At 30.6% G+C, this 14,016-nt stretch carries 12 protein-coding genes; 9 read left to right on the plus strand and 3 right to left on the minus strand.

Annotation, left to right across the window (positions count from 1 at the left end; genetic code table 11):
• Positions 1 to 21 precede the first annotated feature (21 nt).
• The 3 genes from lpdA (at position 22) to ACREVU_RS09400 (ending at position 3,739) form a co-directional block, all read left to right on the plus strand.
• Complete coding sequence (lpdA, locus tag ACREVU_RS09390) at positions 22 to 1,440, plus strand: dihydrolipoyl dehydrogenase (protein ID WP_431551329.1); 1,419 nt, start codon at positions 22 to 24, stop codon at positions 1,438 to 1,440.
• Positions 1,441 to 1,870: 430 nt separating this feature from the next.
• Entirely contained in the window at positions 1,871 to 2,623 is a 753-nt protein-coding gene (surE, locus tag ACREVU_RS09395) for a 5'/3'-nucleotidase SurE (RefSeq protein ID WP_431551330.1), read from the plus strand.
• A gap of 255 nt (positions 2,624 to 2,878) precedes the next feature.
• The gene (locus ACREVU_RS09400) at positions 2,879 to 3,739 is read left to right on the plus strand and encodes a methyl-accepting chemotaxis protein (RefSeq protein WP_431551331.1); all 861 of its coding nucleotides are present in this window, start codon (positions 2,879 to 2,881) and stop codon (positions 3,737 to 3,739) included.
• A 332-nt stretch (positions 3,740 to 4,071) separates the two neighbouring features.
• Here the strand turns inward: ACREVU_RS09400 and ACREVU_RS09405 are convergent, their stop codons facing one another.
• The gene (locus ACREVU_RS09405) at positions 4,072 to 4,983 is read right to left on the minus strand and encodes a transposase (protein ID WP_431551332.1); all 912 of its coding nucleotides are present in this window, start codon (positions 4,981 to 4,983) and stop codon (positions 4,072 to 4,074) included.
• A 267-nt stretch (positions 4,984 to 5,250) separates the two neighbouring features.
• Here ACREVU_RS09405 and ACREVU_RS09410 point away from each other — a divergent pair, with 267 nt between their 5' ends.
• From ACREVU_RS09410 to nagB, 6 genes are all read left to right on the plus strand, one after another.
• Entirely contained in the window at positions 5,251 to 5,613 is a 363-nt protein-coding gene (locus ACREVU_RS09410; protein ID WP_431551333.1) for an ArsR/SmtB family transcription factor, read from the plus strand.
• A 112-nt stretch (positions 5,614 to 5,725) separates the two neighbouring features.
• The gene (locus ACREVU_RS09415) at positions 5,726 to 7,864 is read left to right on the plus strand and encodes a heavy metal translocating P-type ATPase (RefSeq protein WP_431551334.1); all 2,139 of its coding nucleotides are present in this window, start codon (positions 5,726 to 5,728) and stop codon (positions 7,862 to 7,864) included.
• A gap of 295 nt (positions 7,865 to 8,159) precedes the next feature.
• Positions 8,160 to 8,891, plus strand: a complete 732-nt coding sequence (locus ACREVU_RS09420; RefSeq protein ID WP_431551335.1) for a GntR family transcriptional regulator — start codon at positions 8,160 to 8,162, stop codon at positions 8,889 to 8,891.
• A gap of 30 nt (positions 8,892 to 8,921) precedes the next feature.
• Entirely contained in the window at positions 8,922 to 9,812 is an 891-nt protein-coding gene (gene murQ, locus ACREVU_RS09425; protein ID WP_431551415.1) for an N-acetylmuramic acid 6-phosphate etherase, read from the plus strand.
• Positions 9,813 to 9,871: 59 nt separating this feature from the next.
• The gene (gene nagA, locus ACREVU_RS09430) at positions 9,872 to 11,047 is read left to right on the plus strand and encodes an N-acetylglucosamine-6-phosphate deacetylase (RefSeq protein WP_431551416.1); all 1,176 of its coding nucleotides are present in this window, start codon (positions 9,872 to 9,874) and stop codon (positions 11,045 to 11,047) included.
• 32 nt (positions 11,048 to 11,079) lie between these two features.
• Positions 11,080 to 11,811: a glucosamine-6-phosphate deaminase gene (gene nagB / locus ACREVU_RS09435; protein WP_431551336.1), complete on the plus strand. Its 732-nt coding sequence runs from the start codon at positions 11,080 to 11,082 to the stop codon at positions 11,809 to 11,811.
• A 54-nt stretch (positions 11,812 to 11,865) separates the two neighbouring features.
• Here nagB and ACREVU_RS09440 read toward each other — a convergent pair whose 3' ends face one another.
• Positions 11,866 to 12,315 carry a CBS domain-containing protein gene (locus tag ACREVU_RS09440; RefSeq protein WP_431551337.1) on the minus strand — a complete coding sequence of 150 codons (450 nt, stop codon included), beginning with the start codon at positions 12,313 to 12,315 and terminating at the stop codon, positions 11,866 to 11,868.
• A 118-nt stretch (positions 12,316 to 12,433) separates the two neighbouring features.
• A complete protein-coding gene (locus ACREVU_RS09445) occupies positions 12,434 to 13,777 on the minus strand; it encodes an MATE family efflux transporter (RefSeq protein ID WP_431551338.1) in 1,344 nt (447 codons plus the stop codon).
• Between the last annotated feature and the right edge of the window lie 239 nt (positions 13,778 to 14,016).

Below are 14,016 nucleotides of genomic sequence, written 5' to 3' on the forward strand. Positions count from 1 at the left end.
TAACATATAAGGAGAGTGGCGATGGAGAAGAACTTAGTTATGGAGAAGGATATAGTTATAATTGGTGGAGGGCCGGGTGGTTATGTTGCGGCTATTAGAGCAGCTCAACTTGGTGCAAAGGTTTCTATTATAGAAAAAGCTGAGTTTGGAGGGACGTGTTTAAATAGAGGATGCATTCCTACAAAGGTGTTATATAGAAATGCTGAAATCTTAAATACTTTAAAGAATATTAATGAATTTGGAATAAAAATTGATAGTTATAGTATTAATGTGGAAGAAATTCAAAATAGAAAAGAAAAAATAGTTAATCAGTTGGTAAGTGGTGTAGAGCAATTATTAAAGGCAAATAATATTGATATAATTTTAGGAACAGCTTCTTTAAAAGATAAAAATACTGTTTCTATTTTACTTCAAAATGGTGATTTAAGGGAAATAACATCGGAAAATATAATCATAGCTACTGGTTCAACTCCGTCAATCCCTAATATACCTGGCATAAATTTACCAGGAGTATTTACAAGTGAAAGTATACTTGAATTTGTAGAAGTGCCTAATAATTTAGCCATTATAGGTGGTGGTGTTATAGGTATGGAGTTTGCAGGTATATTTAATGCGTTAGGCTCTAAGGTAACTGTTATAGAATTTTTACCAAGTATTCTGGCACAAGTGGATACTGATTTAACTAAGAGACTTAGTGTTTCACTTAAAAGAAAAAGTATAGATATTAATATCAGTACAAAGGTAATTAGTATTGAAAAATCTAATGAAGAGCTAATTGTAACTGCTGAGGGAAAAAAAGGAGAAGTTGTGTTTACGGCAGATAATGTACTTATATCTGTTGGTAGAATGCCTATGACAGAAGGCCTTAATATAGAGGATTTGGGGATGAATGTTAATAGAAAAGCTATTGTGGTAGATGAAAATTATGAAACTAACATTCCAGGTATATATGCTATTGGCGATGTGAATGGAATAAGTATGCTGGCACATGCTGCATCACATCAAGGCAAAAAAGTAGCTGAAAGAATTATGGGCCTTATTGCTCCTTTCTCCAATGAAATAATACCAAGTTGCATTTTTGTATTTCCAGAAATCGCTTGCGTGGGTATAACAGAAAACGAAGCTAAAGAAAAAGGAATAGAATATAAAACGAGTAAGTTTCTATTTGGAGCTAATGGTAAGGCATTGGCATTAGGTGAAGGCGAGGGACTAGTAAAGGTTATAGCTTCCCTTGATAATACAATCCTTGGAGTTCACATAATGGGTCCCCATGCATCAGATTTAATTCATGAAGGTGCTATGGCTATTAATAATAATATGAAGGCAGATAATATTACTAGCATGATACATGCTCATCCAACACTATCTGAGGCTTTTGAAGAAGCAGTGCTAGGCTTAAAAGGTGAATCTATTCATACAGTACCTAGTAAAAAGAGATAAAAGGAATATATAAAAATTAGTAGTTTAAATTGGTACCTATAGACTAGACACTGAAAAAAGTGTTTGAGATATAGGTATTTTTTTGTGCTTTAGAAGTTAAATAAGAAGTTAAATAGGTGGGGACAGTTAACAACTAATGGCTATAATCATTAAATAAAGATATAAAGAAATAATGTAGTTAATGTAAGTAATTTAACTTGAGTTTAGGTAATAGTACAAAATATAAATAAGAATTACTATTTGCCCATAGATATCTATTGTTATTAAACATATAATATAAGAAGGAATATATTATATAAGATAGAAATATTAATTATTGCCTTCTTAAAAATAAGTGAAATCATTTTAGTGAATAATATAAAAATGTATTATCTTGTTTTAAATTATAAAAGTTGATATTTAATATCTTGAATTAAATGGAGGAATGAAAATGAGAATATTGCTTACCAATGACGATGGTATAAATGCAAGAGGAATATATGCACTAGCAAAAGAACTAGAAAAAAAGCATGAAGTAATTATCATAGCACCAGATAGTGAAAGAAGTGCCTGTGGGCATTCAATAACACTTTCTAGGCCATTAATTGTAAGAAAAATTGAGCTAAAAGGATTAAAATCAAAAGCTTTTAGTGTAGATGGAACACCGGCGGATTGTGTAAAAATCGCAATTAATAAGCTTATTGAGGGTAAAATAGATATGGTAGTATCGGGAATAAATAAAGGCTTAAATTTAGGTACGGATGTTCTATACTCTGGTACGGTTTCTGCAGCTATTGAAGCAGCTATTTATAAAGTACCATCTATGGCGATTTCTATGCAGGTTAATAAAGAAGTTGAAAATTATGAAATGGCCTCAAAGTATGCTGGAGAAATACTTCTTATGGCTATGGAAAATAACATAAAAAATGATATGGTGTTAAATGTAAATGTTCCGCTTCTAAAGAAAAATGAAATAAAAGGAATAAAAGTATGTAAAATTGGAAGTAGATTATATAACAACTGTTATATAGAAACTGTTGGAGAAAATGATGAAACTCAGTATGAAATAAAGGGTGAATTAAAAGATATTCATGAGGAGGATTCCGACACGTTATATTTTAAAGAAGGGTATGTAACTGTAACACCACTTCATTATGATTTAACTAATTTTAATATTTTAAACGATGTAAGTAAATGGTTTTAATTTTATAAATGTATTGTAGATGGCCTATAAACTGTAGGCCGTCTTTTTTTACAGATACAAATAAATGTTATGAAAGAATTGATTAGCAGTATTAAGAAAATTTGCTATATTCTTTTACAGTATGATATCATTATACTAAAATTAACAAAGGTTTACATATGAAATGAATTATTGATTAATTGAAGTTTTCACTTTTGTTTCAGTAGCTTATACTGTGCAAAGGAAAATTAAACTAATCATTGGGGGGGAAATAAAGTGATTAATAAAATATCGTTAAAGGAAACTGAAAATACAAATGATAGACACAGAATAATAAAAAGTTTCGAGGAAATACTAGATCAATTACCTGCATTATTCGAGGAAGAAATTTCTTTTACATTAACAGATAAACAACACTTTGTTAAGTTTGTTGAAAGTAAGAACATGCCTGCATATTCTGAAATCGGAAAAGTAATTCCAAAGGGTGAAGCATTAAGAGAAGTTATGGAAAGTGGTAAAATAAAAGTATTTACAATTGATGATTATAATAATATGAGTATTAGGGTAGTTGCAATTCCACTAAAGGATGATCAAGGTAAAGTGGTAGGAGCAATATCATATGGTAAAAATTTAGAAAATAGTATTCGTGTAACTAAAATGTCTGTTGATTTGTCAAATGCAACAGCATCAATACTAAAAATGGCAAATGAAATTAATGATGACATTCAAAATATTAGAGAAATAAATACTAAGGTTGTAGAGGAAGTAAAAAACACTTCAAATCAATGCAATAATACTGATGGAATAATTAGCTTTATTGAAGGTATAGCAAAGCAAACAAATCTTTTGGGTCTAAATGCAGCAATAGAAGCATCTAGGGCAGGTGAACTTGGAAGAGGTTTTGGGGTTGTGGCAACTGAAATAAGAAAGCTATCAGGATCTAGCACACAATCTATAACTGAAATTAATACTATATTGAAAAGCATTAAGGATTCAATAGGTATAGTAGAAAAAAGTATTGATACCTCAATTGCTTCATCTGAGAAACAAGAACAATCATTAACTCAAATAGTACAATCTGTAAAAGAGTTAAATAAGAGTGCCGAGATTCTAGCTGAAATGGCAAGTAAATTATAGAGACGAAAGATTGGGGACGGTTAACAACTTTTTTTCCTTTAAATAGGTACATGTTTTCTATGAAAACCTGTATCTATTAAGTGATGAATGAATTTATTCATCACTTATTTTAATTATTTGCATTTTAAACATTACTAAATGTAATACATATTTATGCTTGTCCAATTAAAGTGGAATAAAAACAATTGTTTTTATTCCATGATTTTTTTTATTGAAATATATTAATAAAATAAAATCAATGTAAAAACGCTCTAAAATTAAGGACTATATTCGAATTTGTTATTAATCTTAATATTTGAAATTGTAATTGACCACAGACAGATTAAAACCAACTAAGCATAACATTTAATAAATTCAGCAATAATATTTTCATACTTTTCATTAGTTTCAATTAAATCTATACCAATGCTACTTAATTTTGATATCCTAGACTGTGTAATGTTTCCAAGTACACCAGATATATCACTTGATTTAAAATTGCAAAGGCTTCTCATTAAAACAACTGCTAAAGCTCTTGCATGCACAAGTTTTCTACTGTATTTAATATTAAAATGTATCTTTGGTATATTCATTTTTAAAGCTATAAATTCTATTATATCATTTGATTTAAAGTTTCTTATAAGTATTTTTCTTCCACTTCGGTAATCTGTTTTTTCGTCTTTAAATTCAATATCATCTTTAAATTTTTCATCATTACATTTAAAAATACGATTTCGATAATTTTTCCTTGCACTTGTAATGTTCTTTCCGAAAAAACTCATTACAAATCCATAATCAACTAAATTAAAAGGATCACGTCTGTTGCCTAAATATATTCCAAGACTAGAAAAAAAATAGTTTTGAGGGCAATCTTTATATGCAACTATAGCTGTTGGATTATTGTGCATATATAGCGATAAAGTCTTCAAATATATAGGATTATCAACTACTTTACTCACAAATCTATCTTTAAAAAGGTGGCCTTCCCTTTCATACTTTTTATTGAAGTACGTTGCATAGCAAAAATTTATTACATGCATCACTTTGGATATATCTGCGCCATTAGCAGCAATCATTAAATGTGCATGGTTATCCATAAGGCAGTACCCGTAAATCTTAAAATCATAACTTAACTTATATTTTTTTATAAGAAGTAAAAACTTTTCTTTATCCTCGGCCTCCTTAAATAAGGGTACCTCTTTAATACTTTTGCATATGATGTGAAATATTCCATCTATTGGTTTTATTCTGTTCATTCTTGCCATAAAAAATCACCTCTACTCATAAATTTTCTTTTAAATTCTTGCCTATGAGACGAGATGCTATTCATATTTTAAGAGATTAGGCCAAATAGATGTTAACTGTCCCCAGTTGATTAGGGCAAATAGGTGTTAACCGTCCCCGGTTGATTAGGGAAAAAGGATGTTAACCGTCCCCACTTGATTTTGTTGACATTTGTTAATCAGTACCATATAATGAACTTATAACGTATGAACAATAATTCATATGTTCATATGAACGGAGGAGATCTAATGGATAAAAATATAGAGTTTTGTACTTGTTCTACTATTCATGAGGATGTAATAGAAAAGGTAAGAAAAATAATACCTCAAGAGGAAACACTTTATGACCTGGCAGAACTTTTTAAAGTTTTTGGGGATAGTACACGAATTAGAATTCTTTGTGTGTTGTTTGAATCTGAAATGTGCGTTTGTGATATAGCAGCGCTTCTTAATATGACTCAATCAGCTATATCACATCAATTGCGTGTACTTAAAAATGCTAGACTTGTGAAATATAGGCGGGAAGGTAAGGTTGTTTACTATTCCTTGGATGACCAGCATGTTAAACAAATTTTTGACCAAGGACTTATACACATAAAAGAATTAAAATAATATCCTATTATATAAAGAAAAATACACAATATATATACACAATGTATATAAAGAAAAATATAAGATATAAAATACAAAATGCAAAAAAAATTTTGAAATAGGGGGGTAGAAAATGGAGACTATAATAAAAAGAGAATTCATTTTACAAGGCCTAGGTTGTGCTAATTGTGCCAATAAAATTGAAACTAACTGTAAAAGAATAGATGGAGTAGTAGATGCGAATATAAATTTTATTAGTAAAAACTTGGTAGTCCAATTTCAAAGTGAAGAAAAAATATTAGGAATTATAGATGAAATAAAAAAAATAGTAAAACGCATTGAACCTAATGTTGTGATTGTAGCAAAAAACGTAAAAACAATTAAACATGAGGAAAAGACTCATAACCATATACATGACCAAGCGGAACAAGGTAGTAATAAAAATAAAGTTATCGCTTTTTCTATAGGCGTAATAATTTTCACTATAGCAGTTATATTTAAATTGAGTTATTGGGTTGAATTTGCATTATTCCTAATAAGCTATTTATTAATTGGGGGAGAAGTCCTTCTAATTGCTATAAAGAATATATTGAGGGGACAATTGTTTGATGAAAATTTCTTAATGGCACTAGCTACAGTGGGAGCTTTTTCTATCGGACAATTTGCAGAAGGCGTTGGAGTTATGCTTTTTTACCAAGTAGGAGAATTCTTTCAAGATATGGCTGTAAATAAGTCGAGAAAATCTATATCTGCACTTATGGATATAAGGCCAGATTATGCAAATAAAAAGATTAATGATGAAATTGTAAAAGTAGATCCGGATGAAGTTCACATTGGGGATATTATAATAGTAAAGCCGGGAGAAAAAGTGCCTTTAGATGGAATGGTAATCGAAGGCAAGTCCTTAGTAGATACAGCTGCCTTAACTGGTGAATCAGTTCCAAGGCAAGTTGTAAGTGGTGATGATATTTTGGCTGGATGTATTAATAAAAATGGTTTATTGACTATCCAGGTAAGAAAAGAATTTGGTGAATCAACTTTGGCAAAAATTTTGGACTTAGTTCAAAATGCTAGCAGTAAAAAAGCACCAACTGAAAATTTTATAACTAAATTTGCAAGGTATTACACCCCAATTGTAGTTATAAGTGCAGTTATCCTTGCAATAATTCCACCTCTTTTAATACCTGGTGCTACATTTTCTGAGTGGATATATAGAACATTGGTATTTTTAGTAGTATCTTGCCCTTGTGCATTAGTAATATCTATTCCGCTTGGATTTTTTGGAGGAATAGGTGGAGCATCTAAAAATGGAATTTTGGTAAAAGGCGGAAACTATTTGGAGGCACTAAACAGTGTTGAAGTAGTGGTTTTTGATAAGACTGGAACACTAACTAAGGGAGTATTTAAAGTTACAGAGATAAAGGTAGAAAATGGAATTAGTAGTGATGAGTTATTGGAGTATGCAGCTCATGCAGAAAGTAATTCTAATCATCCTATTGCCCAATCTATATTAAAGGCTTATGGTAAAGATGTATCCAAAGAGGATATTAAAGACGTGGAAGAAATAGCTGGAAAAGGTATTAAAGCTTTGGTTAAAGGGAAATATGTGCTAGCCGGTAATTCTAAATTAATGGATAGTGAGAAAATTTCTTATAATGAAGCTAGAAATGTAGGTACAGTGATATATCTAGCAATAGATAAGAAATATGCAGGTAGTATTATAATTGCTGATGAGATAAAAGAAGACTCCATAAAAGCTATAGCTAGTTTAAAATCTATGGGTGTTGTGAAAATAGTAATGCTTACCGGGGATAATAGTGATATAGCTTTAAATGTAGGTAAAATTCTAGGTGTAGATGAAGTATACTCAGAACTTCTTCCACATGAGAAGGTGGAGAAATTAGAAAGGCTGCAAGGGAAAAAGTCTCCTAAAGGAAAGATAGTATTTGTAGGGGATGGGATTAATGATGCTCCAGTGCTGGCAAGAGCGGATATTGGAATAGCAATGGGTGGAGTAGGTTCTGATGCTGCAATAGAAGCTGCGGATATAGTAATAATGACTGATGAGCCTTCAAAAATTGCTGAGGCTATTGTGATTGCTAAAAGAACAAAGAGGATTGTTATGCAAAATATTATATTTGCACTTAGTGTAAAGGCAGTTATTTTAATATTAGCGGTTTTTGGAATATCAACCATGTGGGAAGCTGTTTTTGGTGATGTAGGTGTTGCACTAATTGCAGTGTTAAATTCTATGAGAGCTATGAAGGCTTAAGCATGGCCTGTTGTGACATCACCTAGACTGATGTAATAACACGATACACTAGTTAAAAGGATAAAAGTTAAAAAATATTCTATAGATTAGACAAAGAAAAGGTCTATTATATAGAGTATTTTTATTTCCGTAGAAAAACATTGGAATTTTTTATATTTTTTTCTTTTTATCAATTTTAGTGTTGTAAAAATAACAAATTTAGATTACAATTGGTATATACAACATGACAATATGACAACATATTAACTATGGCTATATATAAAAAAATTCTTTCCTAACTGAGGAGTGAAAAAATTTGAGAAAGATTTCAAAGGATAATCCTATACCACTTCATTATCAGATAAAAGAAATATTGCAGGAAATGATAGAAAATGAGGTGTTAAAGCCGGGACAAGCAATTCCAACAGAAAGAGAACTTTGTGAAATTCAAGGGGTTAGTAGAATGACCGTAAATAAGGCTATCATGTCCTTAGTAAATGAGGGGTTAGTTTATAGAGAACAGGGGAAAGGTACGTTTGTATCTATTGCAAAGGTTAATCGAGAAATTTCGCAGCTTAAAGGTTTTACTGAACAAATGGAAGAAAATGGAGTAATATCAAAAACTAAGATATTATCTTTTAAGGTTATAGAGGCAACAAAAAAGTATAAAATTGAATTAGAAATGTCTGAAGATGAAAATAAAATCATTGAAATTAAAAGACTGCGATTTAGTGATGAACAACCAGTAGCCATTGAGACTGTATGGCTTCCATATTATTTATTTAATGGAATGACTAGAGATATGATTGAAAATAAATCATTGTATGAGACCTTTCGTGAAAAATATGGATATTATCCTGATAAAGCAAAGCAAACTATTGAACCTACAATGCTAAATGAATATGAAAGTAAACTTTTAAATCAAGAAAATGGTGCACTAGCATTAATATTTAGGCGAACTACTTATTTAGAAAATGAAACTCCAATCGAATATACCAAAGCTATATATAGAAGTGATAAATATAAATATCAAATAATCTTAAAATAATCAAAGAATAATTTTGTAAATCAGCCACATATAAGGAGGCTTTTTATGGTGGAAGGCAATGAAATTGAATATAATTTAGATACAATGAGTACTTTTGAAATTCTTAGGAAAGTAAATGATGAGGATAAAAAGGTAGCTAAGGCTATTGAAAAAGAGCTTAGTAATATAGAAGAAGCCGTAGAATTAATTGTTGAAAGCCTTGAAAAAGATGGTAGACTTTTTTATATTGGCAGCGGTACAAGTGGAAAATTAGGAGTAATGGATGCATCAGAATGTCCTCCTACCTTTGGTGTTTCTGATTCTATGGTTCAGGGAATTATTTCTGGTGGAGTGGAAGCCTTGAGTGGCTGGCTTGAACATACAGAGGATAATCCGGAACTAGCTGTTCATGATTTAGAAATGGTAAATATAAACAAAAATGATGTTTTAGTAGGTATAACAGCTAGTGGAAATACTCCATACGTTGTAGCCGCCATGGAATATGCTAAAGAAATGGGCTCCAAAACTATAGCGCTTATGTGTAATTCAACGGGAGTGATTAAAGATATTTGCCAGGTTACTATAGCTATAGAGGTTGGACCAGAACTTATACTAGGTTCCACTAGAATGAAAGCGGGAACTGCACAAAAGATGGTTTTAAATATGTTAAGTACAGTAGCCATGATAAAACTTGGAAAAACCTATTCTAATTTAATGGTGAATGTGAAACCTATTAATAAAAAGTTGCGGTGTCGTGTACGTGAAATAGTTAAGATTGCCACAGGAGAGGATGAGGTCATTGTAAATGAAACTTTAGAACTCTGTGAATATGACCCGTTGGTATGTATTGTTAAAATTAAGAGTGATGTAACCATTGAAAAAGCAAAAGAACTTCTTAAAAAGAGCAAAGGTAATGTAGCTAAAGCATTAGCATTGTTATAATAATCAAAATTAGACTAACATATTGATTTAAAATTAAAATATATAATGGGGTGATTAATATTAAAGCTATTATTAATGGAAAACTTATTATGAAAGATAGAATAATGCATGATAGCATAATAATTTTTGATAAACAAATTATAAAAATTATAAATTCAGAAGAATTTCTTAAATATAAAAAAGATTATAAGGAAAAGTATAAAGAAGAAATCCAAGTAATAGATGCTAAGGGTAAATATGTTTCACCAGGTTTTATTGATATTCATATTCACGGTTCAGGTGGCTATGATACTATGGATGGCACAGCTGAAGCATTGAAAGTAATAAGTGGTACAATAGCAGCAAATGGAGTAACTTCCTATTTACCTACTACGATGACTATGGATAAGGATAGTATATACAGTGCGTTAGACGCTATAAGAGAAGCAATGAAAATAGAAAATCAAGGGGCAAAGATTTTAGGGGTACATATGGAGGGGCCTTTTATAAATGAAAAGTATAAAGGGGCTCAGAAAGCAGATAATATTATAGAGCCAGATTATGATATTATAAAGAATTATTTAGATATTATTAAAATTATAACTCTTGCACCAGAAGTGGATAAGGATCATAGTTTTATTAAAAAGGTAAAGCATAATTCTGAAATTACCTTGTCAATAGGTCATTCAGATGCAAGCTATGAAGAGGCAATTAAGGCTATTGAGGATGGAATAACACATGCAACTCATACATTTAATGCTATGACTCCCTTGAATCATAGAAAACCAGGCATTGTAGGGGCCATATTTTCAAGTGATATAACCTGCGAGTTAATAGCTGATATGATTCATATTCATCCAGCAATTTTCAATATACTCATAAATGCAAAGCAGAAAGATAAAATTGTACTTATAACAGATTCTATGAGAGCTGGATGTATGAAGAGTGGCACATATGATCTTGGTGGGCAAAAGGTAATAGTTGAAAATGGAGCTGCAAGGCTTCAAAATGGTACTTTAGCAGGAAGCGTTTTAACTCTGAACAAGGGAGTTGAAAATATGTTAAGTCACAGTAGCTTAGAGATTTATGAAGCTGTGGCAATGGCATCCAGTGTTCCAGCAAAGGTTATTAATATTCAGGATAGAAAGGGAAGTTTAGAGGTAGGATTAGATGCAGATATAGCAATTTTTGATAAAAACATAGATGTATGTTTTACAATAGTTGAAGGTAGAATAGTGTTTCAAACTCAAAAATAGAATTTTGAGTATTATTATAAGGTGGTGCAAATATGAGAATAATAGTAGTAGATAATTATGAGGAAATGAGTAAAAAAGCTGCAATGATGATTGCAAGTCAAGTAATGTTAAAACCTAATAGCGTATTGGGGCTTGCTACTGGAGATACACCTCTTGGAATGTATAAGGAATTAATCGAATTGTATAGCAAAAATGAAGTTGATTTTAAGGAGGTTACAACCTTTAATTTGGACGAATATTACGGACTTAATAGAGAAAATGCTCAAAGTTATTATGAGTATATGATGACCAATTTATTTAATAGTATAAATATAAATAAAAAAAATATTCATGTGCCAGATGGTATGTCACAGGACGTGAATGCTATATGCTCAGACTATGAGGAGAAAATAAAAGAAGCTGGTGGCATAGATATGCAAGTGCTAGGTATAGGTGGAAATGGGCATATTGGATTCAATGAGCCAAATGTAAATTTTGAAGCAAGAACCCATTTAGTTAATCTTGAAGAAGAAACTATAGAAGCTAATTCTAGGTTTTTCGACTCAATAGAAGATGTTCCAGTAAAAGCCTTAAGTATGGGGATAAAGACAATAATGAATTCTAAGAAGATAATTTTACTTGCCAACGGAATAAGCAAGGCTGAATCTATTGCAAGAGCTATTAATGGCAAAATAAGCCCTAAAGTGCCTGCTTCTATTTTACAGCTCCATAATGATGTAACTGTAATTTTAGACAGTGAAGCTGCCAGTCTTTTAAAAATTTAATAAAACACCTATACTAGATATTTTAGTCTAGTATAGGTGTTTTATTAAATTCTATTATTTTGCTATTAAATTAAAACCTTTTTCTTCACTATTTTCATTATTTTCGTATAATAAATTAAAACAATAAGTTATTATGTCACTTCTTTTAATTATTCCTATAAAAACTCCGTTATCATCTACAACAGGAACAAAGTTCTGATCTTTTGCTAGAGATATTAAACTCTCTATGTCTGAATTAATTAATACTGCTGTGTTACAGATATGTCTTGGAATATCACTAATTAAAATCTTATTTGTGTCATTAAAACTTAAATTGGGACTATTCTTTAGTTTCCATAATAGATCACCTTCAGTTAATGTACCTACATAATTACCTTTTTCATTTATTAATGGTATAGATGTATACCGATGGTATTCCATTCGTTCTAGTGCTTGCCTCATTGTAGAGGTCAACTTTTCATAAACAAGTTCACTTTTAGGTGTAAGAAAAAAAGCTATGTTCATAATTTACCCATCCTTTAAAAATCTTATTTTACCAGTTATCTTACAATCTTATTATAACATGATTTTTATATTTATCTATTAACAATCTATTAAACATCTATTTTTACTGAAAATTCTGTTAAGAGTTGGCTGTGATTTCTATTACAGTTTTGTGCTTCCATTTTCCCTTCTTAAACCTTATACAATATAAACTGCCACGAACAACCCAGTCAATAACCATACCTATCCATACACCTACAAGTCCAAAATGTAATACAACTCCCAGCAAATAACCTAAGGTAATTCTAAAAAGCCACATGCCTATAATTGTAGTTACCAGTGTATATTTTACATCGCCTGCACCTTTTAGTCCTCCTGGAAGAACAAAGGATATTGACCATAGTGGTATACATAATGAATTCACTATAAGTACAGTTGAAGCTAAGTGAATTATATCATCATTAGTTGTAAATAGTGATACAATTTTTCCTGCAAAGGGTATAAACATCAAAGCTACCATAGTTAAAAGAATGGTTGATAGCTTTGTAATATAGGATAGTGCATGTTCAGCTTCGTCTGTTTCACCACTTCCCATATATTTTCCTACAAGAGCGGTTGCTGCAATGCATAGTGAATTTCCTGGAACATTAAGCATAGTAGCAACAGATCCGGCAATTGCATTTGAAGCTATAGCTATAGTTCCCATATCTACTATAAAGATTTGAGTTATTAACTTTCCTCCATTAAAAAGTAAAGATTCTATACTTGCAGGGATACCAATGCCAAATATGAGTTTTAATAAGGATTTATCAAATTTGAATTTTTTTATATTGGTAAGTTTAAGAATTTTTGAACCTCGGATAAGTACTATTATTATAATTATACCGCCACTAATTCTTGCAATAGCTATTCCAAGTGCTGCTCCTACTATGCCCATTCCTAAAATATTTATAAAAGTATAGGTTAAGGAAACATTTACAATATTCATAAAGATACTAATTTTCATAGGAGTTTTTGTATCTCCGGCTCCACGCAGAAGTCCATTAGCAACTAAATCAATAGTTATTAGTGGATAAGTAAGTAAAGTTATACCTAAATACGTATGAGCATTGCTTATTACCTTAGGTTCTGCGCCGCCAAAAAGTGTAGCGATTATAGGACCTTGAAATATGAACATCATAATAGTTACGAGAAAAGTAATTATAAGTCCTGAAAAAAGTGCTTGTTTCATAGTAGCATTAGCTTTTTTTATATTACCTTGGCCGATAAATTGAGATACTACAACCATTCCGCCGATTGCCAGGGCTGAAAAAAATGCTATAAATATATTATTTATTGAGTCTACCATTCCAATAGCAGAAACTGCTTCTTTCCCTATATGTCCAGCCATCATAGTATTTATCATACCTAGTGATATAACAAATAATTGTTCTGTTAAAATTGGAATTGTTAAATCAAATACGTCTTTTCTTATCCACTTCATAATGTCTCCTCTAATTTAGTTAATATATATATTATAACATTACAGTTCATCTAATTTATTTATTTATTTATTTATTTATGGATTTTGCTACAAGTTTTACTGTATAAATTATGCAAGTGTCTAAATAAATCTTGTATGTTTCTAAATGTTGGTAAAATAGTATTTGGTATATTATAATAGAGAAAAGAGCATTTATCATAATAGCACATTATGGTAATAAATATTGATAGCTAAAAATG

The sequence above is a fragment of the Clostridium sp. genome (assembly GCF_050717535.1).
GTDB lineage: Bacteria > Bacillota > Clostridia > Clostridiales > Clostridiaceae > Clostridium_AD.